Consider the following 24100-nt stretch of genomic DNA (forward strand, 5'->3'; position numbering starts at 1 on the left):
CCGGGGCGGGACCGGCGGGCTAGTGTGGCCGGGTGACGATCGCACCCGAGGGACGACGGATGCTCCGGGTGGAGGCGCGCAACGCCGCCACCCCGATCGAGAAGAAGCCGGAGTGGATCCGCACGCGCGCGACCACCGGCCCGGAGTACAGCGAGCTCAAGAGCCTCGTGCGCCGCGAGGGGCTGCACACCGTGTGCGAGGAGGCGGGCTGCCCCAACATCTTCGAGTGCTGGGAGGACCGCGAGGCCACCTTCCTCATCGGTGGTGACCAGTGCACGCGCCGCTGCGACTTCTGCCAGATCGACACCGGCAAGCCGGCGGACCTCGACACCGACGAGCCGCGCCGTGTCGCGGAGTCCGTCCAGGCGATGGGCCTGAAGTACTCGACGATCACGGGCGTCGCCCGCGACGACCTGCCCGACGGCGGCGCGTGGCTGTACGCCGAGACGGTCCGCCAGATCCACGCCCTGAACCCGGGCACGGGCGTCGAGCTGCTGATCCCCGACTTCAACGCGGTCCCCGAGCTGCTCGACGCGGTCAACGAGTCCCGCCCCGAGGTGCTGGCGCACAACCTCGAGACCGTGCCGCGGATCTTCAAGCAGATCCGCCCCGCGTTCCGCTACGAGCGCTCCCTGTCGGTGCTGACGCGGGCGCGCGACGCCGGCCTGGTGACCAAGTCCAACCTCATCCTCGGCATGGGCGAGACGACCGAGGAGGTCGTCGAGGCGCTGCACGCCCTGCGGGACGCGGGCTGCGACCTCGTCACCATCAACCAGTACCTGCGACCGTCGGTGCGCCACCACCCGGTCGACCGGTGGGTGCGCCCCGAGGAGTTCGTCGAGCTGTCCGACGAGGCCGAGCGCATCGGCTTCCTCGGTGTCATGTCGGGTCCGCTGGTGCGCTCCTCGTACCGCGCGGGGCGGCTGTGGGGCCAGGCGATGCGTCGCCGCGGCCTGCCGATCCCCGACGCGCTCGCGCACCTGGGCGAGCCGGCGACGTCACGCCAGGAGGCGTCGTCGCTGCTCGCCCGCAGCGCCGCGCTCTGACACCCCCGCTCGCGCACCCGGGCGGGACCCGGGCCGTGGGAGGCCCGCCGCGCCGGTAGACTCCCGGGTCATGGCACGCGAGCGCTCCACGTCCCCGCAGGGCTCGGCACCGGGCACGGCGCCGAGCGGCGGGAAGGTCCGCAAGACCCGCTGGTACCACCAGGTCTGGCAGGCCTACCAGGTGACCCGGCAGTCCGACCCGGCGGTCACCTGGATCATCCTCGGCGTGTTCGTCGGCATCGTCGCCCTGGGCGTCGTCGTCGGCCTGCTCCTCGACCAGCTGGTGTACGTGCTGGTGCTGAGCGTGCCGTTCGCCGTGCTCGGCGGCATGTTCGTGCTCGCACGCCGGGCGGAGACCGCCGCGTACACCCGCATCGAGGGGCAGCCGGGGGCGTCGCTCGCGGCGCTGGGCACCCTGCGGCGTGGCTGGACCTTCACGCAGGAGCCGGTCGCCGCCGACCCCCGGACCCAGGACCTCGTGTTCCGGGGCGTGGGTCGCCCCGGTGTCGTGCTGGTCGGCGAGGGTCCCCCGCACCGCATCGGCAAGCTGCTCGAGGCCGAGCGCAAGCGCACGGCCCGCGTCGTGTCCGGTGCCCCCATCCACCTCATCCAGGTCGGCGACGGCGAGGGCCAGGTCGAGCTGCGCCGGCTCCCCCGCGCGGTGACCAAGCTCAAGCCGCAGCTCACCAAGGACGAGGTGGCCGTCGTGCTGCGCCGCGTCACGTCGCTCGGCGTGGCCAAGCTGCCCGTCCCCAAGGGCGTCGACCCGATGCGCGCGCGTCCCGACCGCAAGGGGATGCGCGGGCGCTGACGCCCGCACGGGCCGGGTCCGGCCGTCAGCGGCGGACGAGCACCGTCCCGGCCGCGCGGTCGTGCATCCCGCGCCCGTCGCCGTCCCACACCACGGCGGGCAGGACCAGGCACAGCAGGAACGTGCGCAGCAGGGCCGCGACGGGACCCGGGGCGCCAGGTGCGAGCGTCGGCGCCGCGACGCGCGGGACGCCCGCGGCGCGGACGACGCGTCGCACCTGGAGCCCGAGCAGCCGGTGGCCCAGCGTGTGGCCGAGGGTGGCGACGAGCACGACGTTCTCGACCGCGAAGACGGCCAGGGTGCCCAGGGGGTCGCCGCGCAGCAGGAACGGCCCGTCGGCGCGCTCGGGCAGCAGCACGGCCGCGATCGCGAGGCACGCCACCCAGTCGACGGTCAGCGCCAGGACCCGGCGACCCAGCCGTGCCATCGACCCGCGTCCCGCGTCGGGCAGACCGAGACGCGCGCCGTGGCCGGTCCCGTCGCCGTCTCGGCCGCCGGGACCGCCCTCGAGCCACGATCCCACCGAGTCGCGCGACGCCATGCCCTCAGCCTACGGCGGCCGTCGTCGTCACCCGGCGCGCCGGTTCGTTCGCGCGATCGTTACATCCCACCCGGCTCCGTAACGTCCCGGAAACATCGGGGCCACGGCAGGGAAACCCTGCCCTCCTAGCCTCAGCCGTGCCCGGGACGACCGGGCGTCATCGACCGAGGAGCAGCGGATGTTCACGAAGCCGGAGGAAGTCCTGGCGTACATCAGGAGCGAGGACGTCAAGTTCGTCGACGTGCGGTTCTGTGACCTGCCGGGTGTGATGCAGCACTTCAACGTGCCGGCCCCCTCGCTGGACATGGACTTCTTCACCGACGGCCAGATGTTCGACGGGTCCTCGATCCGCGGCTTCCAGGCGATCCACGAGTCGGACATGAAGCTGATGGCCGACGTGACGACGGCGTACATCGACCCGTTCCGCGTCGAGAAGACCCTCAACATCAACTTCCACATCGTGGACCCGTACACCGACGAGCCCTACAGCCGCGACCCGCGCCAGGTCGCCGCGAAGGCCGAGGCGTACCTGAAGTCGACCGGCATCGCGGACACCGCGTTCTTCGCGCCCGAGGCCGAGTTCTACATCTTCGACGACATCCGGTTCCAGACCCGACAGGACGCGTCGTTCTACTACATCGACTCCATCGAGGCGGCGTGGAACACCGGCCGCAAGGAGGAGGGTGGCAACCTCGGCCACAAGACGCCCTACAAGGGCGGCTACTTCCCCGTGTCGCCGGTCGACCACTTCTCGGACCTGCGCGACCAGATCTCGCTGATGCTCGACGACCTCGGCCTGCAGGTCGAGCGCGCGCACCACGAGGTGGGGACCGCCGGCCAGGCCGAGATCAACTACCGCTTCGACACGCTCGCCAAGTCGGCGGACAAGGTCATGCTGTTCAAGTACGTCGTGAAGAACGTCGCGCACGAGAACGGGCGCACGGCGACCTTCATGCCGAAGCCCCTGTTCGGTGACAACGGCTCGGGCATGCACGTCCACCAGTCCCTGTGGAAGGACGGCGTGCCGCTGTTCTTCGACGAGAAGGGCTACGGCGGCCTGTCCGACATGGCCCGCTGGTACATCGGCGGCCTGCTCAAGCACGCGCCGTCGCTGCTCGCGTTCACCAACCCGACGGTGAACTCGTACCACCGGCTCGTGCCCGGCTACGAGGCCCCGGTCAACCTGGTCTACTCGGCGCGCAACCGCTCCGCGTGCATCCGCATCCCGGTGACCGGCTCGAACCCCAAGGCCAAGCGCATCGAGTTCCGCGTGCCGGACCCGTCGTCGAACCCGTACCTCGCGTTCGCGGCCATGCTCATGGCCGGCCTCGACGGCATCCAGAACCGCATCGAGCCGCCGGACCCGGTCGACAAGGACCTGTACGAGCTGCCCCCCGAGGAGCACGCCCTCATCCAGCAGGTCCCGGGCTCGCTGTCCGAGGTGCTCGACAACCTCGAGCGCGACCACGACTTCCTGACGGCCGGCAACGTCTTCACGCCGGACCTCATCCAGACGTGGATCGACTACAAGCGCTCGGCAGAGGTCGACCCGATCCGGCTGCGCCCGCACCCGCACGAGTTCGAGCTCTACTACGACGTCTGATCGGCTGCTCCCGATCAGTTCGGCACCGAGGGGCGTCCCGTCAGGGGCGCCCCTCGTGGCGTTCCCGGAACCGCCGCGTGCAGGCGGTGCACGTGGGTGTAGGCGTTCAGCGTCTCGCCGCGGTTGAACCCCACGACGGTGACCCCGAGCTCGTCCCCCAGCTCCACGGCCAGGGCCGACGGCGCCGAGACGGCCGAGACCACCGGGACGCCCGCCATCGCCGCCTTCTGCACCAGCTCGAACGAGACCCGGCCGGACAGCTGGAGCACAGACCCTCGCAACGGCAGCAGGCCCTCGCGCAGCGCCCACCCGACGACCTTGTCCACCGCGTTGTGCCGGCCGACGTCCTCGCGCAGGCACGCGAGCCGCGGCTCACCGGTCGGCGACGGGAGGAACAGCGCCGCCGCGTGCACGCCACCGGTCCGGCCGAACACGACCTGCTGCTCCCGCAGCCGGTCCGGGAGCGCGAGCAGGTGGTCCAGCCGCACCCCGGCGTCGTCGGCGGTCAGGTCGTGGGCGCCGTCCTTGCGCACGGCGTCGATCGACGCGGTGCCGCACACCCCGCAGCTGCTCGACGTGTAGACGTACCGCTCCAGCGACCTCGCGGGGAGGGCGACGCCGGGTGCGAGGTGGACGTCCACGACGTTGAGGTCCCGCTCCCCCGTCGGGGTCACGCCACCGCGGTACCCGATCGACGCGATGTCCTGCGCGGCGCGGACCACGCCCTCGGAGACGAGGAACCCGGCGACGAGGTCGACGTCGTTGCCCGGGGTGCGCATCGTGACCGTGAACGCCTCGCCGTGGATGCGGATCTCGAGCGGCTCCTCCCCCGCGAGCACGTCGGCGCGCTCGCCGACCGGGCCCGACGCGGCCATCCGCTGCACCCGCCACCGCTTCGTCACGCGCATGGGCACACCCTCTCGTGCCCGCCCTAGCATGGCGACATGGCAACGACGCCGTCGGACGACCTCGACCAGCCCGCCGTCACGGTGGGCCGGCCCAAGCGCACGGCCGCGGGGGTGCCCGGGGTGACCACGGCGATGCGGCACGCGCTGCGCGAGATGGGCCCGGTGCGGACCGCCCGCGGTCTGCTGCGGATGAACCAGCCCGAGGGCTTCGACTGCATGAGCTGCGCCTGGCCGGACCCGAGCGTCCCGGACCGCAGCCACGCCGAGTTCTGCGAGAACGGAGCCAAGGCGCTCGCATCCGAGGCCACCCGCAAGCGCGTGCGGCCCGAGCTGTTCGCGGAGCACACCATCGACGAGCTGTTCGCCCGGGACGACTACTGGCTCAACCGCCAGGGCCGCCTGACGACGCCGATGATCCGCGAGGACGGTGAGGACCACTACCGCCCGATCTCGTGGGACGACGCGTTCGCGCGCATCGCCCGCGAGCTGCGCAGCCTCGACAGCCCCGACCAGGCCGCCTTCTACACGTCGGGTCGCACGTCCAACGAGGCCGCGTTCCTCTACCAGCTGATGGTGCGTGGCCTGGGCACCAACAACCTGCCGGACTGCTCGAACATGTGCCACGAGTCGTCGGGCGAGGCGCTGGGCAAGACCATCGGCATCGGCAAGGGCTCGGTGACCCTGCACGACGTCGAGACGGCGAAGCTCATCATCATCGCCGGCCAGAACCCCGGCACCAACCACCCCCGGATGCTCACGTCACTCGAGAAGGCCAAGGAGCAGGGCGCCGTCATCGTGGCCGTCAACCCGCTGCCCGAGGCGGGGCTCACGCACTACCGCAACCCGCAGAGCGTGCACGGCATGGTCGGGCGGGGCACGCGCATCGCCGACGTCCACCTCCAGGTGCGCCTCGGTGGCGACCTCGGCGTCTTCCTGGGGCTGGGCAAGGTGCTGCTCGAGGCCGAGGAGTCCGGTCGGCGCACCATCGGGATGACGTCGGTGCTCGACCACGCCTTCCTGGAGCGTCACACCGTGGACCTCGACGACTACCTCGACGGGCTCCGGGCCACCTCGTGGGACGACATCGAGACCGCGACGGGCCTGACGCAGGCTGCGCTGCGTGAGGTCGGCGAGCTGCTGCTGGACTCGGACCGCACGATCGTCGCGTGGGCGATGGGCCTGACCCAGCACAAGCACTCGGTGGCGACGATCAAGGAGATCGTCAACCTCGTCCTGCTCCAGGGCAACCTCGGCCGGCCCGGGGCGGGTCTGCTGCCCGTCCGCGGGCACTCGAACGTCCAGGGCGACCGCACGATGGGGATCTTCGAGAAGATGCCGCAGCCGTTCCTCGACCGCCTCGAGGCGGAGTTCTCGTTCGCGAGCCCGCGCGACCCGGGCCACGACACCGTGGACACGATCCGTGCGATGCGGGACGGCCGGGTGCGGTTCTTCATGGGCATGGGCGGCAACTTCCTCAAGGCCGCACCCGACACCGCGGTCACCGACGCGGCACTGCGCTCGTGCGCGATGACCGTGCAGGTCAGCACGAAGCTCAACCACTCGCACCTCGCGCCCGGCCGGACCGCGCTGATCCTGCCGACGCTCGGACGCTCCGACCTCGACGTCCAGGCGACCGGCCGGCAACGGGTCACCGTCGAGGACTCGATGTCGATGGTGCACGCCTCCTCCGGGCGCCTCACACCACCGTCGGACGACCTGCTCTCCGAGATCGCCATCGTCTGCCGGCTCGCCCGTGCGCTCTTCCACGACGAGCACGGCCGGCCGCGTCCCGGTGCACCCCGGGCGGACTGGCAGGCGATGGAGGACGACTACCGGGTGATCCGCCGGCACATCGAGGCCGTCGTCCCCGGGTTCGTCGACTACGAGCGCCGGATCGACGAGCCCGGTGGCTTCCGGCTGCCCCACGGCCCGCACGACGTCCGCACCTTCGAGACGACGAGCACCAAGGCGCACTTCACCAGGACGACCCTGTGGTGGCCGCAGGTGCCGCCCGGACGTCTCCTGCTGCAGACCCTGCGGTCGCACGACCAGTACAACACCACCGTCTACGGCCCCGACGACCGCTACCGCGGGATCTCCGGCGGGCGGCGGGTGGTGATGGTCAACGCGGGCGACCTCGCCGCACTCGGGTTCGCCGACGGCGAGGTGGTGGACCTCGTCTCGGAGTTCACCGACGGCGTCGAGCGGCGTGCCGCCGGGTTCCGCGTCGTCGCGTACGACACCGCGCAGGGCTGCGCCGCGGCGTACTTCCCGGAGACCAACGTCCTGGTCCCCCTCGACTCCACCGCGGACGGCTCCCAGACACCGACCAGCAAGTCCGTGGTCGTCCGGTTGGAACGGGCCGCAGCGCAGTGAGCCGGCCGGGCCCGTGACGGACCCGGCCGCGCGTCAGGCCGGTGACGGCGGCCGCGCGACGACCTCGACGACCACGAGCAGCACGAGGGCGACGATCGCGACGCCGAGGACGTACCCGCCGCTGAGGTACGCGGGCGCGACAAGCGCGACCGCGGCGCCCGCGAGGATCACGATGCGCGCGAGCCGGCGCTGCTGACCCAACCACGCGCCGACGGGTCCGGTCGTGACACCACGACGCTCCCCCGCGTCCCGCAGCCACGCACCGCCGCGGGCGAGGGCGGCGCGCGTCGCACGTGCCGACGCCGAGCCGCCACCGAGGTAGGCGGCGACCGCGACGACCAGGCCGAGCGCGAGGCCCGCGCGCACGGACACGCGCAGCAGCGCGACGACGTGGTCGTACACCGCCGCCGCGGCGTCGGGACGCTGCACCGCGTCCGGCAGCGCCCCGAGGTACGCCTGCCGACCGATCGCCAGGCCGATCCCGAGCAGCAGCATGCCGCCGGCGAACGCCAGACCGACCGTCATCAGGGCGCGCGCTCGGCGCCGCGCGAGCAGCACGGCGGCCACGAGCAGCGCGATGACGAGCCACGGGAGCCACGTGCCGAGGACGTCGAGCAGCCGGTACCCCGACTGGAGCTGGACGAGGTCGGGGCTGCTCGCCAGAGGGAACGTCGGGTTCACGGCGGGGAGCCGGGCGGCCACCGTGAAGCCGCGGTCCACCAGGCGCTCCTGCACCTGCTCGACCACCGGTCCGAGCTGCACGCTGAGCGTGCCGTCGGCGTCGAGGTCGGCGATCGCGTCCTCGTCGCCGCGCAGCACCGCGACGAGCTGTTCGTGGACGGTGCGATGGGCCGTCGCCCAGACCGCCGAGAAGCCGTCCGACGCGACCACCTGCCCGACCGTCGACCGCACGCGGCCCGTCACGGCACCGACGAGCGGCTCCTGCAGCGACTCCACGAGCCCCGCGACGCGCGGCGGCAGCCCGAGGCCGGCCACGGCCGTCGTCAGGTCACCCGCGAGCCCCTCGACGTCGAGACCCTCGACGATCGCCGTCGTCGTGCGGTTCGTCACGGCCTGCTGCACCACGGGGTCGTCGGCGATCGGCGCGACGGTCGCCAGGTAGCGGTCCGTGTCGGTGACCAGGCTCCGAGCCCACGACGTGACGGCAGCGACGGGCGTCAGCAGCGTGGCGACGACGACGAGCGCCACCACCCCCGCGGCGCGTCCCCGGCCGCGGTGCGAGGTGCGGGCCGTGGCCTGCGGGGGCGCGGGTCCCGTGCCCACGACGGCGCCCGGCGGCGCCGTCCGGGTGGCCAGCGTCTCCCGGAGACGGGCGTTCTCGGCCTCGAGCGCGTCGAGCCGCGCCCGCAGGTCCTCGTCCGTCGGCGCCATCCCGTCGTCGCGCGTCCCACTGACCATCGACTCGCCTCCCCGGTCGGTCAGCCGACGCCCGCCCCGGCGCGGACGCGCCGGACCCGCAACGCCTTCAGGTCGTAGCCCTGGCTGACGTCGTTCCAGCGCACCCGCGGCGGGCCGGCCGCCGCCAGGTCGTCGCGCAGCAGCAGGGCGGAGACGAAGATCTCCGCCTCCATCGACGCGAGCGGCGCACCGGGGCACCGGTGGTGGCCGTCGCCGAACGCGAGCACCACACGCCCGGCCGCACGCGTCATCGGGCGCTCCGGGCACACCGCGAGCGGATCGGCCCCGACCACGGACTCGTCGGCGTTCACGGCCCGGAGGTCGATGTCGAGCATCGCGCCCACCGGCACCTCGACCGGCCCGTCCGGACCGTCGAGCGTGAGGGGCGCCGTGGTGCGGCGCAGCAGGTGCCCGACGACGGGCTCGAGGCGCAGGACCTCCTCGATGATCGCGACGCGGGCGTCCCGGTCGGACGCCCGGTACCGGGCCAGCAGCGCGTCGTCGTCGAGGAGGTGCCAGACCGCGACGGTCATGAGCTCACGCGTCGTCGCCATGCCGGCGGCGGCGAACGTCACGCACTCGGTGAGGATGTCGAGGTCGGTCCAGCCGTCGTCGAGCAGTCGGCTGATGAGGTCGGCCTGGGGGTGGCGACGCCGCGCCCGGATCGCCGGCTTCACGTCCAGGACGAAGAACCGCAGGACCGCCGTGCCCCGCAGCGTCGCGCGCCAGCGCGCCAGGACGGAGCCCCCCGCGGGCGCCTGCTCGAAGAACTCGTCGAGGCGTCGGTGCATGCGCGGCGACGCACCGTGGTCGAGTCCGATGACCCGCGACGTGACCTCGACGGCCATCTGCATGGTCAGCCTCGACAGGTCGGTCCAACGGTCGGCACGGACCTCGGCGACGAGCCGCTCGGCCGTCGCCTCCATCCACTCGCGGTACCCCTCGACGACGCGCGGTGCGAACAGGCGGGCCGACGCACGGCGCTGCGCGTGGTGCTCGTCACCCTCGAGGTACAGGATCGGCGGCCGGAACTGGACGGGGCCGTGGCCCAGGTCCTCCGCACCGAAACCCGCCTGACGGGTGGCCCCGGGATGGCGCAGCACCGCGCGAGCGAGCGCGTACGAACGGATGCGCACGCGGGGCCGCTCCCCGGTGACGTGCTCGAGGTCGGGGCTCCGCCCGTCGTCGGGCTGCGCGAGCTTGCGCGCCGGACAGCCGCCCGTCCCGTTGCGCGTCTGCCCGTCCGCGATGGCCGTCACTCGATCGACTGTAGGGGTTCACCCGTCCGGCCGACCAGCCCCCGGGGCTGCAGGGATCAGCCGTAGAAGACGCGTTCGACGACGGCCCGCGCGCGCCGCGCCGTGCGCAGGTACGTCTCCTCGAGCATCGCGCCCGACCCGGCCGGGTGGCCCAGGACGCGCATCACCCCCGCGAGCGCGCCCCGGTCGTGCGGCAGCACGTCGGCGTGGGCACCCTCGGCGCGGCCCGTCCAGAGCACGTTCGCGTCCCGCACGCGCGAGGCCAGCTCCCACGCCTCCCGCAGCACCGTCGCGTCGGCGGCGTCGAGCAGACCGGCGTCGCGCGCCGCGGCGAGCGCGTCGAGCGTCGAGGTCGTGCGCAGCCCCGGCACGGCGTGCGCGTGCTGGAGCTGCAGCAGCTGCGCGGTCCACTCGACGTCGCTGATGCCGCCGCGGCCGAGCTTGAGGTGGCGGTTCGGGTCGACCCCGCGGGGCAGCCGCTCCGCCTCGACGCGGGCCTTGATGCGGCGGACCTCCCGCACGGTCGCCGCGTCGAGCCCTCCCTGCGGGTAGCGCAACGGGTCGACGAGCGCGATGAACCGCGCCCCCAGCGCCTCGTCGCCGGCGACGGGCCGGGCGCGCAGCAGCGCCTGGCTCTCCCACGGCGAGGACCACCGCTGGTAGTACTCGACGTGCGCGTCGAACGAGCGCGCGAGCGGACCGTTGCGCCCCTCCGGCCGCAGGTCGGCGTCCACGCTGAGCGTCGGCTCGGGCCCCACGGTCCCCAGCAGCTGACGCAGGCGCGACGCCACGGCGACGGCGAAGTCCTGCGCGACCTTGCCGTCCGCGCCGGGCAGCGGGTCGTGCACGAACAGCACGTCGGCGTCCGAGGAGTACGCCATCTCGCGGCCGCCGAGGCGTCCCATGGCGACGACGAGCATGCGCGTCGGGCTCTGCTCCAGGCCCGCGTCCGCGCGCGCCTGCGTCTCCGCGACCCGCAGCGTGCCCGCGAGCACGGCGTCGGCGGTGATGGTCAGGCTCTGCGCCGCCCGCACGCCCGTCGTCACGCCCAGGACGTCGGCCACCGCCGTCCGCGCCAGCTCGCGGCGGCGCAGGGCGCGCAGCGCGGTGACCGCAGGCACCGGCTCGACGGCCCGGCGCAGGACCGCGTCCGCCTCGGCGGCGAGACGCTCGCTCGACCGGGGCGCGAGCTCGGCGTCGTCGTCGAGCCACGTCACCGACTCCGGTGAGCGGCTCAGCGCGTCGGCGACGTACCGCGAGGTGGACAGCACCTGGGCGAGCCGGTGCGCGGCGGTCCCGGAGTCGCGCAGCAGCTTGAGGTACCAGTGCGTGGTGCCGAGCTGGTCGGACAGGCGCCGGAACGCCAGCAGGCCGCCGTCGGGATCGGCACCGTCGGCGAACCACCCGAGCATCACGGGCAGCAGCTGGCGCTGGATCGACGCCCGGCGCGAGACCCCGTCGGTGAGCGCCGCGATGTGCCGCACGGCCCCCGCCGGGTCGCGGTACCCGATCGCCGCGAGGCGCGCCCGTGCCGCTTCGGGAGCGAGGCTCGCCTCGGCCGTCGACAGGCGCGCGGTCGCGGGCAGGAGCGGCCGGTAGAAGAGCTCCTCGTGCAGCCGGCGCACGTCGCGCCGCGTGGTGCGCCAGCGGTCCAGCAGCCCGTCGGGGCCCTCGACGCGCATCCCCATGGTGCGCGACAGGCGCCGCAGGTCGGCCTCCGAGGTCGGGACCAGGTGGGTGCGCTGCAGGCGGTGCAGCTGGATGCGGTGCTCCATCATCCGCATCCACCGGTAGCAGACCGCGAGCTGCGCGGCGTGCTCGCGACCGACGTACCCGCCGGCGGCCAGCGCCGCCAGGGCGGTGAGCGTGCTGGGGCTGCGGATCGTCTCGTCGGCACGCCCGTGCACGAGCTGCAGCAGCTGCACGGTGAACTCGACGTCCCGCAGGCCGCCGACGCCGAGCTTGAGCTGGCGGTCCGCCTCGGCGCGCGGCACGTGCGCCTCGACGCGGCGGCGCATCGCCTGGGAGTCCTCGACGAAGTTCTCGCGCTGCACGGCGGACCACACCAGCGGGTTGACGGTCTCGACGTACGCGCTGCCCAGCTCGCGGTCCCCGGCCAGCGGACGGGCCTTGAGGAGCGCCTGGAACTCCCACGTCTTGGCCCAGCGCTCGTAGTACGCCGCGTGGCTGGCCAGCGTCCGCACGAGCGGGCCGTCCTTGCCCTCGGGGCGCAGCGCCGCGTCCACGGGCCACAGCGCCGGCTCGCCCGCGGGGGCCGAGCACGCGCGCGCCAGACCGGCCGCGAGCCGCGCGCCGGCGGCCATCGCCTCGTCCTCGGCGATGCCCTCGACGGGCTCGGCCACGTAGACGACGTCGACGTCCGAGACGTAGTTGAGCTCCCGGCCACCCGCCTTGCCCATGCCGATGACCGCGAGGCGCACGCCGCGACCCTCGTCCTCGAGGTCGGCGCGCGCGACCGCGAGCGCGGACTCGAGCGCGGCGGCCGCGAGGTCGGCGAGCGCCGCCGCGACGCCCGGCAGCCGGCTGAGGGGGTCGTCGGCGGTCAGGTCCGTCGCGGCGATGCGCAGCAGCCGCGTCCGGTACGCGCGGCGCATCGCGTCGACACCGTCGGTACCGGTCAGCCCGGCCACGGGCACGTCGGCGTCGGGGTCGGCGTCGACCGCACGCAGCAGCTCGGCGCGCACGTCCCCGGCCGGGACGCCCGTACCGGGGGTGGGGTCGGCCACGACACGCAGGTTCGACGGGTGCGCCGCGAGGGTGTTGCCGATGGCGAGCGAGGCACCGGTCACGGCGAGCAGGCGGGCACGCCCGCAGGCGTCCCCGTCGGCGAGCACGTCCCGGAGCAGCGCGGACAGGGTGGGGTCCCGGTGGACCGAGGTGGCGATCTTCGCCACCGCGAGCAGTGCCTCGTCCGGGTCGCCGACGTCCCCCAGCGCGGCGATCACGTGCTCGACGACGTCCCGGTCGACGGTCGTCAGCGCCCGGTCCGTGAGCAGCCGCTCGGCGCGCGGCACGTCCGCGACACCGACGCGCGACAGCCGCGCCGCCAGCGACGCCCCACGGCCCGTGGACGTCGACACGGCGTCAGATGAGCGGCAGGAACCGCTGCAGCTCGTACGGCGTCACCTGCGCGCGGTACTCGGCCCACTCCTGGCGCTTGTTGCGCAGGAAGTAGTCGAAGACGTGCTCGCCCAGCGTCTCGGCGACGAGCTCGGAGCGCTCCATGACCCCGATCGCGGCCTCCAGCGACGTCGGCAGCGGCTCGATGCCGAGCGCCTTGCGCTCGGGATCCGTGAGCTCCCACACGTCGTCGTCGGCACCCTCGGGCAGCTCGTACTCCTCCTCGATGCCTTTGAGACCCGCGGCCAGCAGCAGCGCGAACGCGAGGTAGGGGTTCGTCGCGGAGTCGACGCCGCGGTACTCGACGCGGCTGGAGTTGCCCTTGCCGGGCTTGTACATCGGCACGCGCACGAGCGCCGAGCGGTTGTTGTGGCCCCAGCAGATGAAGCTCGGGGCCTCGGCGCCGCCCCACAACCGCTTGTAGGAGTTGACGAACTGGTTCGTGACGGCCGTGATCTCGGCGGCGTGGGTCAGCAGGCCGGCGATGAACGAGCGTGCGACCTTCGACAGCTCGAGCGGGGCGCCGGGCTCGTGGAACGCGTTGCGGTCGCCCTCGAACAGCGACACGTGGGTGTGCATGCCCGACCCGGGCTGGTCGGCGAGCGGCTTGGGCATGAAGGAGGCGAAGACGCCCTGCTCGAGCGCGACCTCCTTGACGACCGTGCGGAACGTCATGATGTTGTCGGCCGTCGTCAGCGCGTCGGCGTAGCGCAGGTCGATCTCGTTCTGGCCCGGCCCGGCCTCGTGGTGGGAGAACTCCACCGAGATGCCCATCGACTCGAGCATCGTGATCGCGGCGCGCCGGAAGTCGTGCGCGGTGCCGCGCGGCACGTGGTCGAAGTAGCCGCCCTGGTCGACCGGCACGAGCGGGCGCGAGGGGTCCGCGGGCGCGTCGAACAGGTAGAACTCGACCTCGGGGTGCGTGTAGAAGGTGAAGCCGCGGTCGCTCGCGCGGTCCAGGGCACGCTTCAGCACGTACCGGGAGTCGGCGAGCGACGGCTCGCCGTCGGGCGTCAGCAGGTCGCAGAACATGCGTGCGGTGCCGTGCCGCTCCCCCCGCCAGGGCAGGATCTGGAACGTCGAGGGGTCGGGCTTGGCGATCATGTCCGCCTCGTACACGCGCGTCAGTCCCTCGATCGCGCTGCCGTCGAACCCGATGCCCTCACTGAACGCCTGCTCGAGCTCCGCCGGTGCGACCGCCACCGACTTGAGCATCCCGAGCACGTCCGTGAACCACAGACGGATGAAGCGGATGTCCCGCTCCTCGACGGTCCGGAGCACGAACTCCTGCTGCCTGTCCATGGCGTACATCCTGCCTGATGAACGGGCATGTCGGGGCGACCGTCCACCGCACGGCGGAGCGCGGCGTCTGTGCGCACCCTCACAGCGGCCCGCGGCACCCCCGCGGCTAGGCTCGGGAGCATGTCGACCAGTGACGCCCCGACACCCCGCCGCGTGCGCGTGCACCACCTCCAGGCCGCCAAGGAACGCGGCGAGCGGCTGACGATGCTGACCGCCTACGACGCGATGACGGCACGCCTCTTCGACGAGGCCGGCATCGACATGCTGCTGGTCGGTGACTCGATCGGGAACACGATGCACGGGTACGCCACGACGCTGCCCGTGACGCTCGACGAGATCGTCGTCGCCGCACGCGCGGTCGCGGGCGCCGTGCGGCGGGCGTTCGTCGTCGCCGACCTGCCCTTCGGCACCTACGAGGCGGGGCCGGAGCAGGCGCTCGCGAGCGCCGTGCGCGTCATGAAGGAGACCGGTGTCTCCGCCGTCAAGCTCGAGGGCGGGCAGCGCTCGGTGCCGCAGATCCGCGCGCTCACGCAGGCCGGCATCCCGGTCGTCGCCCACCTGGGCTACACGCCGCAGTCGGAGAACGCGCTCGGCGGCCCGCGCGTCCAGGGGCGCGGCCAGGCCGCCGAGCAGGTGAGCGAGGACGCCTTCGCCGTGACGGAGGCCGGCGCCGTCGCGATCGTCCTGGAGATGGTGCCCGCGCCCGTCGCGGCGCGGATCACGGAGGTCGTGCGGGTACCCACCATCGGGATCGGCGCCGGACCTGCGTGCGACGGCCAGGTGCTCGTGTGGGTCGACATGGCCGGCATGGGCGACTGGTCCCCGCGCTTCGCCAAGCGCTTCGGGGAGGTCGGCGCGGCCCTGTCGGCCGCCGCCCGCTCCTACGCCGACGAGGTCCGCACCGGGACGTTCCCCGACGCGGCGCACACCTTCGACTGAGCCCCGCGTGCCCGGCCGCGGCGGCGCGGCCGGGCCTCCGGCGTCAGGACTCGTCCTGCTGGTCCCACTCCTCGTTGCGCGCCCGCGCGATGTCCAGGGCGTGCTGCGCCTCCTCGCGCGTCGCGTACGGACCCATGAGCTGCGACCAGTCGCTGTTGCGCCCCTCCTCCACCTCGCGCGTCCGTGTGTTGTAGAAGTACTCCGCCACGTCGGCTCCTCTCGTCCGGCAGGCCGGGCAGCGCTGCCGCTACGTAGACTGCCAGCCATGCCGCAGGTCCACTCGTCGCGCACCGCGCTCCTCCCCGGGCAGGTCAGCCCGCGACGCCCGGTCCCCGACCACATCCCGCGCCCCGAGTACGTCGACAGACCGATGCCGGCGCCGTGGCGCGGCGCCGACGTCAACGACGACGCGACGGTCGAGCGCATCCGCGTCGCCGCCCGGCTCGCGGCGCAGGCGCTGGCGGAGGTGGGCCGGCACGTCGCGCCGGGCGTGACGACCGACGAGCTCGACGCGATCGGGCACGCGTTCCTGCTCGACCACGACGCGTACCCCTCGACGCTGGGGTACCGCGGCTTCCCCAAGTCGTTGTGCACGTCGCTCAACGAGGTCATCTGCCACGGCATCCCGGACTCGACGGTGATCCAGGACGGCGACATCGTCAACGTCGACATCACCGCCTACGTGGGCGGTGTGCACGGCGACACGAACGCCACGTTCCTCGCAGGTGACGTCGACGAGGAGTCGCGCCTGCTGGTGGAGCGCACGCGGGAGGCGCTGGAGCGCGGCATCACGGCGGTCCGGCCGGGCCGCGAGATCAACGTCATCGGGCGCGTCATCGAGAGGTACGCGGCGCGCTTCGGCTACGGCGTGGTGCGCGACTTCACCGGCCACGGCGTCGGCCCGGCCTTCCACACCGGTCTCGTCGTGCCGCACTACGACGCCGCACCCGAGTACGCCACGGTCATCGAGCCCGGCATGGTGTTCACGATCGAGCCGATGCTCGACCTGGGCACCGCGGACTGGGACATGTGGGACGACGGGTGGACGGTCGTCACGGCCGACCGGCGACGGTCCGCGCAGTTCGAGCACACCCTGCTGGTCACCGACACCGGGGCGGAGATCCTGACACTGCCATGAGCAAGGACGCGAGGCACTCGACCATGGACACGACGGCTTTCGGCATCGACATCGGCGGCTCCGGCATCAAGGGTGCCCCGGTGGACCTGGGCACGGGAGAGCTGGCGGGCGACCGCGTGCGCATCCCGACCCCGCAGCCCGCCACCCCGCAGGCCGTGGCCCGCACGGTCGCCGAGGTCGTCGACTCGTTCGACCTCGACAGGGGCGTGCCGATCGGCGTGACGTTCCCCGCCGTGATCCTGCACGGCGTCGCGCAGTCCGCCGCGAACGTCGACGCCTCGTGGATCGGCACCGACGTCGCGGCGACGATCGGGGAGGCGACCGGCAGGCGCGTGCTCGCGGTCAACGACGCCGACGCCGCGGGGTTCGCCGAGGTGGCCTACGGGGCCGCCAAGGACGTCCCCGGCGTCGTCCTGGTCGTCACGCTGGGCACCGGCATCGGGTCGGCCCTCGTCGTCGACGGCGCGCTCGTGCCGAACACCGAGCTGGGGCACCTGGAGATCGACGGGCACGACGCCGAGTCGCGTGCGTCGGACGCCGCGCGGGACCGCGAGGACCTGTCGTGGGAGCAGTGGGCGGAACGCCTGCAGCGGTACTTCTCCGTCGTCGAGAACCTGTTCTGGCCGGACCTGATCGTCGTCGGCGGGGGCGTGAGCAAGAAGCACCAGCACTTCCTGCCGCTGCTGGACCTGCGCACGCCGATCGTCCCGGCGGGCCTGCGCAACGCCGCGGGCATCGTCGGCGCCGCGCGCCTCGCGGCGACGCACGGGCACTGACCGCCCACCGAGGACACCTCGTGAGATCCCCCGCCCGTCGCCGGGACAGCGAACCTACGGTGCCGTAGGGTACGAGCATCCGCACGACGAGCGACCGCTCACCCCCACGGCTGGGAAGTCGAACGAGCCCTGGAGGTCACGTGGCTCCTGCATCCGTACCTGCGCCCCCTGCGACCGAGACGCGCCCCCGCCAGGCGGCTGCGACCGGGAGCTATCACGAGCTGTCCGCACAGGTGCGCGAGGCAGGACTGCTGGACCGGACACCCGGCTTCTACATCTCCCTGCTCGTCGGCCTGACCGCCGTGCTGGGCGGTCTGGTCACCGCGTTCGTGCTGATCGGCCACTCCTGGTGGCAGCTGGCCGTCGCCGCCGGGCTCGGACTGGTGCTCACGCAGTTCGCGTTCGTCGCGCACGAGGCGTCGCACCGCCAGGTGCTGCTGACGGGCCCCGCGAACGACCGCCTGGGCCGCGTCCTGGCCAACGGCGTCGTCGGCATCAGCCACTCGTGGTGGATGACCAAGCACACGCGTCACCACGCCAACCCCAACCGCGTCGGCAAGGACCCCGACATCGAGTGGGACACCGTCTCCTTCCTCGAGGAGGACGCCGCGAAGCAGCGCGGGCTGATGGCGGCGATCACGCGCAAGCAGGGGTGGCTGTTCTTCCCGCTGCTGACGCTCGAGGGCGTCAACCTGCACTTCCTGGCGTTCAAGAGCCTCATCGCCGCCCCCAAGTCCCGGCTGCGCACGCTCGAGCTCGTCATCCTCACGGCCCGCCTGAGCATCTACGTGGCACTCGTCGTGTGGGCGCTCCCGCTCGGCATGGCGGCCGCGTTCCTCGCCGTCCAGCTCGCCGTGTTCGGCGTGTACATGGGGGCGTCCTTCGCCCCCAACCACAAGGGCATGGCGATCATCCCCGCGGACAGCCGCCTGGACTTCCTGTCCAAGCAGGTGCTCACGTCGCGCAACATCGGCGGCGGCACGTTCATCACCCAGCTCATGGGCGGGCTCGACGCGCAGATCGAGCACCACCTGTTCCCGAGCATGCCGCGGCCGCACCTGGCCCGCGCCCGCAAGATGGTGCGCGCGCACTGCGAGAGCATCGGCATGCCGTACACGGAGACGTCGCTGGTGCGGTCGTACGCGCTCGTCGTCCAGTACCTCAACCGCGTCGGCCTGTCCGCGCGCGACCCCTTCGACTGCCCCATGGTCCAGCGGTACCGCTCGCGCTCGACCCGCTGACCCCTCGCGGCGTCCGCTGAGCGGCGCCGCACAGGATCTGCACAGGTCCCGCCGGGAAACCGACCGTGGACGAGGCCCGTCCCCCGCACCGTCGCGGTGGGATGGGCCTCGTGCTTCGTGACCTGCGCTCGTACCCGCGCCCCGACCTGCCGCGGGCGCCGGCGCGCGAGCTCACGGTCGTCGAGGAACGCATCGACGCGTGGGCCCGCGCCCGCCTGGCCCGCATGCCGCGCAGCCCTGCGCGGGTGGTCGTCGTCGAGCTGGTCGTCTTCGTCCTCAAGCAGGGCTGGGCATGCCTCTTCGGTGCCCTCCTCCTCGCGGTGCTGCTCGCCGCGAGGTTCTGGTACCCGGACGACGCGGTGCTCGCCCGCAACGACGCGCTGACCCTCGCGGCGCTCACCCTCCAGGTGCTCATGCTGGCGACCCGCCTCGAGACGGTCCGCGAGATGCGCGTCGTCCTGCTGTTCCACGTCGTCGGCACCGTGATGGAGCTGTTCAAGACCGACGTCGGCTCCTGGTCGTACGCCGCGGACGGGGTGCTGCGCGTCGGCGCGGTCCCCCTGTTCTCGGGCTTCATGTACGCCGCCGTGGGCTCGTACCTGGTGCGTGTGTTCCGGATCTTCGACCTGCGCTTCGACCGCTACCCGGCCCGCTGGGTCACCGCCGTGCTGGCCGCCGCGATCTACGTCAACTTCTTCACGCACCACTGGGTTGCCGACGCACGCTGGCTGCTGCTCGCCGGCGTGGTGGCGGTCTACGGGCGCACCGTCATGCACTTCCGGGTGCACGCGCGCCGGCTGCGGATGCCGGTGCTGCTCGCGTTCACCCTCGTCGCGTCGTTCATCTGGGCGGCGGAGAACGTCGCGACGTTCGCCGGCGCGTGGCTCTACCCGTCGCAGGTGGACGGCTGGCACGTCGTGGGCGGGACCAAGCTCGTGTCGTGGTTCCTGCTCATGATCGTCTCGGTGGTGCTCGTGGCCTGGGTCTACCCGCCGCGGCCGCCGGGGCGCGCCGACGACGTCAGGCGGTGACGGCGGGCGCGGGCAGCGCGGACTTCTGCGGCTTGCCGCTGGGGGCGAGCGGCACGTGGTCGACGACGGTCACCGTCCGGGGCACCGCGACCGTGCCCAGCGCGCGCGCGACGCGGTCGCGCAGCGCGTCGGCGTCCGGGACCGATCCGTGCGCCGCGACGACCCACGCGTGCACGGCCTCCCCCGTGTCGTCGTCGGGGCGGCCCGCGACGTACGCCTCGGCCACCGCCGGGTCCTGCGCGAGGACCCGCTCGACGGCGCCGGCGTGCACGAGCTGCGCGTCGACGATGACGACGTCCCGCGCACGGCCGCGCAGGTGCACGTACCCGTCGGTGTCGACCTCCCCGAGGTCACGCGTGCGCACCCAGCCGTCGACGAAGACCTCGGCCGTCTCGGTCGGGTCGTCCCAGTAGCCCGACGCCTGCCCGGGCGTGCGGACCCACAGCTCGCCGTCGCGCACCTGCACGTCGACGGTCGTGGGCGGTCGTCCGACCGACGCGCGCACCGCGGGGGTCGCGAGCATCTCGTCGGGCGTGACCATCGCGATCATCCCGGTCTCGGTCTGCCCGTACCCGTGGAAGACGACCGGCCCCAGCACCTCGAGCGCCTCGGCGAGCCGCGCGGGTGCCAGGGGCGACCCGGACACGAGCAGCGCCCGCAGGGTCGACAGGTCGGCGGGGTGCTCGCGCTGCGCGCGCACGAGCTGGTGGAGCCGACCGACGGTGATCACGCTCGCGGTCGCGCGGTGCCGCGTGATCGCGTCGGGGAACCCCGGGGGCCGGGCCGCCACGAGCACGCCGCCCGCCGCGAGCGTCAGGACGGCGTACTCGAGCACCACCTGGCTGCTCAGCGACCCGACGACGAGGTAGCGCTGCAGCCGGGGTGCGAGCGCGGCGACGGCGGGTGGCCACTGTGCGGGATGCGCGGCCCAGGTGGCGGTCAGGGAGGCGTACGTCTGGACGCAGCCCTTGGGCCGGCCGCTCGTCCCGCTGGTCCAGGTGACGCGGGCGACGTCGGGGTGCCGGCCGGCCGCGACGGGCGGGCCGTCCGCGGGTGTGGTCAGCAGGTGCGCGAGGCGGTCGTCGTCGACGACGAGGGCGATGTCGGCGCGCGCGAGCAGGTCGGTGCGCTGCGCCGGTGCCAGGCCGGGCGGCAGCCCGCACACGCGGGCCCCCACCGTGAAGGCGGCGAGGGTCGCGGCGAACGCCTCGGGTGACACCCCCAGGTCGAGCGCGACGCCGACGCCCGGACCGACCCCGGTCGCACGCAGCCCCGCCACGGTGCGCGCGACGGCGTCCGCCATCTCACCGGCGCTCACGACCCGGTCGCCGTCCTCGAAGACCGGCCGGGCCGGATCGCGCGTCAGCAGGTCGAGCACCGGCTGCGGCCAGACCGCCGGACGTCCCCGGCCGGTCGTCACGTCGTGCGTCACGTCGTCGTGCGTCATGCCGCGGACGTTAGGTGACCTATCTCACATAGTTCTGAAATCAACTACCTACTGTCGACCCCATGACCGTCCGTGCCGCGCCGACGACCCACGTCGACCTCGCCTCCCCCCTGCGCCCCTGCCACCTCGTGGCGGCCGCGGGCCCGGTCGACGTCGTCGTCCCGCCCGAGGCACGGACGCGCACCGGCGCGGTACGGACCTTCCTCGACGTCGCACTCGCCGAGGACCGCGCGGTGTACGGCGCCACCACGGGGTTCGGTGCCCTGGTCGGCTTCCGCGGCCGCGCCGACTCCCGCGACCAGGCCGACAACACGCTCGCGCACCTCGGCGCCGGGCAGGGGCCGGCGCTGGACCCCGGTCTCGTGCGCGCCGCCGTGCTGGTGCGGGCGCGCTCGTTGGCGCAGGGGGCGTCAGGGGTCGGGCCGCACGTGCTCGACGCGCTCGCGGCGATGCTCGGCACGACGTTCGCGCCCGTCGTGCCGCGCTGGGGGTCGGTCGGCGCCAGCGGTGACCTCGTGCCGCTCGCCGCCGTCGCCGGCGCGCTGCGCGGCCACGGCGAGGCCGAGGTCGACGGGCACCGGATGCCTGCGCACGACGCGTTGGCCGCGGCAGGCCTGACGCCCCTCGCGCTCGACGGCCGCGACGCCCTCGCGCTGGTGAACGGCACGTCGCTGACGACGGCCGCTCTGGCGCTCGCGCTCCACGGCGTGCGCCGCGCGCACGACGCGCTCGTGCGGCTGACGTGCCTGCTGACCGACCTGCTCGGCTGCGACCCGCAGTTCACCGACGCCGACCTGCTCGACCGGTACGGCCACCCCGGCGCGGCCGTCGTCGGCGCGCGCATGCGTGCGCTGCTCGCGGGCACGGTGCCGTCGGGGACCCGGGCGCTGCAGGAGGCGTACTCGATCCGCTGCACGCCCCAGCTGCTGGGGGCCGCGCACGACGCGCTGCGGTACGTCGAGGACGTCGTCACCGCTGACCTCGCGGGCGTCAGCGACAACCCCCTGCTGTTCCCCGAGCACGACAAGGTCGTGCACGGCGGCAACTTCTTCGGTCAGCCCGCCGCGTTCGCGGCCGACCTGCTGGCGCTCGTCGCCGCGCAGCTCGGCAACCTCGCCGAGCGCCAGCTCGACCTGCTCGTCGACCCGGTCCGCAACGGCGGGCTGCCCCCGATGCTCGCCGCGGGACCCGGCCGGCAGCACGGGCTGCAGGGCGTGCAGCTCGCGTCGACCGCCCTGGTCGCCGAGCTCCGCCGCGACGCGGCCCCGGCGAGCATGCAGTCGCTGCCGACCAACCTGCACACCCAGGACGTCGTGCCGTTCGGCACGCAGGCCGCGCTGCGCTCGCTGGACGGCGCAGGGATCCTGCGCCTGCTCGTGGGCTCGCTCGCGCTGGGACTGCGGCAGGCCGCCCACGTCGGCGCCCGTGCACCCACCGCGCCCGCGTCGGCGGAGCTGCTCGACGCGCTCCGCGCCGCCGTCCGTCCTGTCGACCCCGACCGCCCGCTCGAGCAGGACGTCCGCACCGCCGCGGACGTCGTCCTACGCACCGCACCGGAGGACCTGTCGTGACCCTCGACCACCTCATCATCGGAGCCGGCCCCGCGGGCCTGCAGCTCGGCGCACTGCTGGAGGCCGACGGGCGGCGCGACTACCTCGTCGTCGACCGCGCCGACGTCCCCGGGTCGTTCTTCGAGCGGTACCCGCGCCACCGCCGCCTCATCTCGATCAACAAGCCACGCACCGGCAGCGACGACCCCGAGGTGAACCTGCGGCTCGACTGGAACTCCCTGCTGAGCGACGACCCCGACCTGCGGTTCACGCGGTACACCGACCGGTACTTCCCCGACGCCGACGTGATGGTCCGCTACCTCGCGGACTTCGCGGAGCGGTCCAAGGTGCGCGTGCGGTACGGCGCGGCCGTCACCCGCGTCTCGCGCCGCGACGACGTCTTCGAGGTCGAGGTGGGAGGCGAGACGCTGACGGCCCGCACGGTCGTCGTCGCGACGGGCGTCAGCCGCCCGAACCGCCCGGCGATCCCGGGGTTCGAGCTCGCCGAGGGGTACGACACCATGTCGGTCGACCCCGCGGACTACCTCGACCAGCGTGTGCTGATCATCGGCAAGGGCAACTCGGCGTTCGAGACCGCCGACGCCCTCATGGAGACGACGACGGTGATCCACGTCGCCGGGCCCGACTCGGTGCACCTGGCGTGGCGCACGCACTACGTGGGCCACCTGCGCGCGGTGAACAACAACTTCCTCGACAGCTACCAGCTGAAGTCCGCCAACGCGGTGCTCGACGGCACGGTCGAGCGCATCGAGCGCGACGACGACGGACTGGCGGTCACGTTCCGGTTCGCGCGCGCCGAGGAGTCCCGCGTGCTGCACTACGACCGCGTGCTCGCGTGCACGGGGTTCGCGTTCGACGCGTCGGTGTTCGACGCGTCGTGCCGGCCGGCGCTCGCGATCAACGACCGGTTCCCCGCGCAGACGGACGAGTGGGAGTCGGTCGACGTCCCCGGCCTGTTCTTCGCCGGGACGCTCACCCAGCAGCGCGACTTCCGGCACTCCACCAGCGGGTTCGTGCACGGCTTCCGGTATGGCGTGCGTGCCCTGCACCGCGTCCTCGAGCGCCGGTACGCGGACGCGCCGTGGCCGTCGGTGCCCGTGGACCCGACACCCGAGGCGATCACCGCGGCCGTCGTCGAGCGGGTCAACCGCACGTCCGCCCTGTGGCAGCAGTTCGGGGTCCTCGCGGACGTGGTCACCGTCACCGGGGCGCAGGCGCGGTTCCACGAGGAGGTCCCCGTCGACTACCACGCGCGCGTCGGCCTGGGCGCCGACGGGCACGACGACGACGCGTTCGTCGTCACCCTCGAGTACGGCCCCGACCACGACAAGGTCGATCCGTTCGACATCACCATCAGCCGCATCGCGCAGGACACCCCCGGCGTCGCGCACGACGCCGCGTACCTGCACCCCGTGGTGCGGCACCACCGCCGCGGCGAGCACGTCGCGACCCACCACGTCGCAGAGAACCTGGAGAACCGGTGGGACCGTCCCGACGCGCACGTCGCACCGCTCGAGGCCTTCGTGGCCGGAGCCCTGGCGGGGCGCTGAC

General features: G+C 73.5%; 19 protein-coding genes. 11 read left to right on the forward strand and 8 right to left on the reverse strand.

Annotation, left to right across the window (positions count from 1 at the left end):
* Positions 1 to 32: 32 nt before the first annotated feature.
* Both lipA and OKX07_RS11375 read left to right on the forward strand, forming a co-directional pair.
* The gene (lipA, locus tag OKX07_RS11370) at positions 33 to 1046 is read left to right on the forward strand and encodes a lipoyl synthase (protein WP_265628190.1); all 1014 of its coding nucleotides are present in this window, start codon (positions 33 to 35) and stop codon (positions 1044 to 1046) included.
* Positions 1047 to 1116: 70 nt separating this feature from the next.
* Positions 1117 to 1857 (forward strand): DUF4191 domain-containing protein, encoded by a 741-nt coding sequence (locus OKX07_RS11375; RefSeq protein ID WP_265628191.1) that lies wholly within the window; start codon positions 1117 to 1119, stop codon positions 1855 to 1857.
* A gap of 25 nt (positions 1858 to 1882) precedes the next feature.
* Here OKX07_RS11375 and OKX07_RS11380 read toward each other — a convergent pair whose 3' ends face one another.
* Positions 1883 to 2398 (reverse strand): RDD family protein, encoded by a 516-nt coding sequence (locus OKX07_RS11380; protein WP_265628192.1) that lies wholly within the window; start codon positions 2396 to 2398, stop codon positions 1883 to 1885.
* 178 nt (positions 2399 to 2576) lie between these two features.
* Here OKX07_RS11380 and glnA point away from each other — a divergent pair, with 178 nt between their 5' ends.
* A complete protein-coding gene (gene glnA / locus OKX07_RS11385) occupies positions 2577 to 4001 on the forward strand; it encodes a type I glutamate--ammonia ligase (protein WP_265628193.1) in 1425 nt (474 codons plus the stop codon).
* Positions 4002 to 4015: 14 nt separating this feature from the next.
* Here the strand turns inward: glnA and fdhD are convergent, their stop codons facing one another.
* On the reverse strand, positions 4016 to 4909 hold the full coding sequence (gene fdhD / locus OKX07_RS11390) for a formate dehydrogenase accessory sulfurtransferase FdhD (RefSeq protein WP_265628194.1): 894 nt from the start codon (positions 4907 to 4909) through the stop codon (positions 4016 to 4018).
* 36 nt (positions 4910 to 4945) lie between these two features.
* Between fdhD and OKX07_RS11395 the strand changes: the two genes are divergently transcribed.
* Positions 4946 to 7285, forward strand: a complete 2340-nt coding sequence (locus OKX07_RS11395) for an FdhF/YdeP family oxidoreductase (protein ID WP_265628195.1) — start codon at positions 4946 to 4948, stop codon at positions 7283 to 7285.
* 33 nt (positions 7286 to 7318) lie between these two features.
* Here the strand turns inward: OKX07_RS11395 and OKX07_RS11400 are convergent, their stop codons facing one another.
* Genes OKX07_RS11400 through OKX07_RS11415 form a run of 4 tightly spaced genes read right to left on the reverse strand, consistent with a single transcriptional unit; the run spans position 7319 to position 14406 of the window.
* Positions 7319 to 8704 (reverse strand): hypothetical protein, encoded by a 1386-nt coding sequence (locus OKX07_RS11400; RefSeq protein ID WP_265628196.1) that lies wholly within the window; start codon positions 8702 to 8704, stop codon positions 7319 to 7321.
* Positions 8705 to 8724: 20 nt separating this feature from the next.
* Positions 8725 to 9963, reverse strand: coding sequence for a cytochrome P450 (locus OKX07_RS11405; protein WP_265628197.1), 1239 nt, complete (start codon positions 9961 to 9963; stop codon positions 8725 to 8727).
* A 56-nt stretch (positions 9964 to 10019) separates the two neighbouring features.
* Entirely contained in the window at positions 10020 to 13064 is a 3045-nt protein-coding gene (locus tag OKX07_RS11410) for a bifunctional [glutamine synthetase] adenylyltransferase/[glutamine synthetase]-adenylyl-L-tyrosine phosphorylase (protein ID WP_265628198.1), read from the reverse strand.
* A gap of 4 nt (positions 13065 to 13068) precedes the next feature.
* On the reverse strand, positions 13069 to 14406 hold the full coding sequence (locus tag OKX07_RS11415; protein ID WP_265628199.1) for a glutamine synthetase family protein: 1338 nt from the start codon (positions 14404 to 14406) through the stop codon (positions 13069 to 13071).
* Positions 14407 to 14526: 120 nt separating this feature from the next.
* Here OKX07_RS11415 and panB point away from each other — a divergent pair, with 120 nt between their 5' ends.
* Entirely contained in the window at positions 14527 to 15345 is an 819-nt protein-coding gene (panB, locus tag OKX07_RS11420; RefSeq protein ID WP_265628200.1) for a 3-methyl-2-oxobutanoate hydroxymethyltransferase, read from the forward strand.
* Between the two features lie 43 nt (positions 15346 to 15388).
* Here the strand turns inward: panB and OKX07_RS11425 are convergent, their stop codons facing one another.
* A complete protein-coding gene (locus tag OKX07_RS11425) occupies positions 15389 to 15553 on the reverse strand; it encodes an SPOR domain-containing protein (RefSeq protein ID WP_265628201.1) in 165 nt (54 codons plus the stop codon).
* 57 nt (positions 15554 to 15610) lie between these two features.
* On the opposite strand from OKX07_RS11425, the gene map reads away from it, so the two are divergent.
* The 4 genes from map (at position 15611) to OKX07_RS11445 (ending at position 19531) form a co-directional block, all read left to right on the forward strand.
* Positions 15611 to 16483: a type I methionyl aminopeptidase gene (gene map, locus OKX07_RS11430; RefSeq protein ID WP_265628202.1), complete on the forward strand. Its 873-nt coding sequence runs from the start codon at positions 15611 to 15613 to the stop codon at positions 16481 to 16483.
* A gap of 23 nt (positions 16484 to 16506) precedes the next feature.
* Positions 16507 to 17259 carry a polyphosphate--glucose phosphotransferase gene (ppgK, locus tag OKX07_RS11435; protein ID WP_265628203.1) on the forward strand — a complete coding sequence of 251 codons (753 nt, stop codon included), beginning with the start codon at positions 16507 to 16509 and terminating at the stop codon, positions 17257 to 17259.
* Positions 17260 to 17399: 140 nt separating this feature from the next.
* Positions 17400 to 18500, forward strand: coding sequence for a fatty acid desaturase family protein (locus OKX07_RS11440; RefSeq protein WP_265628204.1), 1101 nt, complete (start codon positions 17400 to 17402; stop codon positions 18498 to 18500).
* Positions 18501 to 18601: 101 nt separating this feature from the next.
* Positions 18602 to 19531 (forward strand): DUF817 domain-containing protein, encoded by a 930-nt coding sequence (locus OKX07_RS11445; RefSeq protein WP_322746774.1) that lies wholly within the window; start codon positions 18602 to 18604, stop codon positions 19529 to 19531.
* On the opposite strand, the gene OKX07_RS11450 is transcribed toward OKX07_RS11445, so the two are convergent.
* Positions 19521 to 20978, reverse strand: a complete 1458-nt coding sequence (locus OKX07_RS11450) for a class I adenylate-forming enzyme family protein (protein ID WP_265628205.1) — start codon at positions 20976 to 20978, stop codon at positions 19521 to 19523. The two genes, OKX07_RS11445 and OKX07_RS11450, sit on opposite strands and share 11 nt — an antisense overlap.
* A gap of 62 nt (positions 20979 to 21040) precedes the next feature.
* Here OKX07_RS11450 and OKX07_RS11455 point away from each other — a divergent pair, with 62 nt between their 5' ends.
* Together OKX07_RS11455 and OKX07_RS11460 are read left to right on the forward strand one after the other, a co-directional pair.
* Positions 21041 to 22549 (forward strand): aromatic amino acid ammonia-lyase, encoded by a 1509-nt coding sequence (locus tag OKX07_RS11455; protein WP_265628206.1) that lies wholly within the window; start codon positions 21041 to 21043, stop codon positions 22547 to 22549.
* Entirely contained in the window at positions 22546 to 24099 is a 1554-nt protein-coding gene (locus tag OKX07_RS11460) for an NAD(P)-binding domain-containing protein (RefSeq protein WP_265628207.1), read from the forward strand. Before OKX07_RS11455 ends, OKX07_RS11460 begins: the two co-directional genes overlap by 4 nt.
* The last annotated feature ends 1 nt before the right edge of the window (position 24100 follow it).

The sequence above is a fragment of the Cellulomonas sp. S1-8 genome, assembly GCF_026184235.1.
Taxonomy (GTDB): Bacteria; Actinomycetota; Actinomycetes; order Actinomycetales; family Cellulomonadaceae; genus Cellulomonas.

Coding starts and splice junctions, on each gene's coding strand:
- OKX07_RS11375 (WP_265628191.1), top strand. CDS start 1,117: ATGGCACGCGAGCGCTCCACGTCCCCGCAGGGCTCGGCACCGGGCACG.
- OKX07_RS11380 (WP_265628192.1), bottom strand. CDS start 2,398: ATGGCGTCGCGCGACTCGGTGGGATCGTGGCTCGAGGGCGGTCCCGGC.
- glnA (WP_265628193.1), top strand. CDS start 2,577: ATGTTCACGAAGCCGGAGGAAGTCCTGGCGTACATCAGGAGCGAGGAC.
- fdhD (WP_265628194.1), bottom strand. CDS start 4,909: ATGCGCGTGACGAAGCGGTGGCGGGTGCAGCGGATGGCCGCGTCGGGC.
- OKX07_RS11395 (WP_265628195.1), top strand. CDS start 4,946: ATGGCAACGACGCCGTCGGACGACCTCGACCAGCCCGCCGTCACGGTG.
- OKX07_RS11400 (WP_265628196.1), bottom strand. CDS start 8,704: ATGGTCAGTGGGACGCGCGACGACGGGATGGCGCCGACGGACGAGGAC.
- OKX07_RS11415 (WP_265628199.1), bottom strand. CDS start 14,406: ATGGACAGGCAGCAGGAGTTCGTGCTCCGGACCGTCGAGGAGCGGGAC.
- panB (WP_265628200.1), top strand. CDS start 14,527: ATGTCGACCAGTGACGCCCCGACACCCCGCCGCGTGCGCGTGCACCAC.
- map (WP_265628202.1), top strand. CDS start 15,611: ATGCCGCAGGTCCACTCGTCGCGCACCGCGCTCCTCCCCGGGCAGGTC.
- ppgK (WP_265628203.1), top strand. CDS start 16,507: ATGGACACGACGGCTTTCGGCATCGACATCGGCGGCTCCGGCATCAAG.
- OKX07_RS11445 (WP_322746774.1), top strand. CDS start 18,602: ATGGGCCTCGTGCTTCGTGACCTGCGCTCGTACCCGCGCCCCGACCTG.
- OKX07_RS11450 (WP_265628205.1), bottom strand. CDS start 20,978: ATGACGCACGACGACGTGACGCACGACGTGACGACCGGCCGGGGACGT.
- OKX07_RS11455 (WP_265628206.1), top strand. CDS start 21,041: ATGACCGTCCGTGCCGCGCCGACGACCCACGTCGACCTCGCCTCCCCC.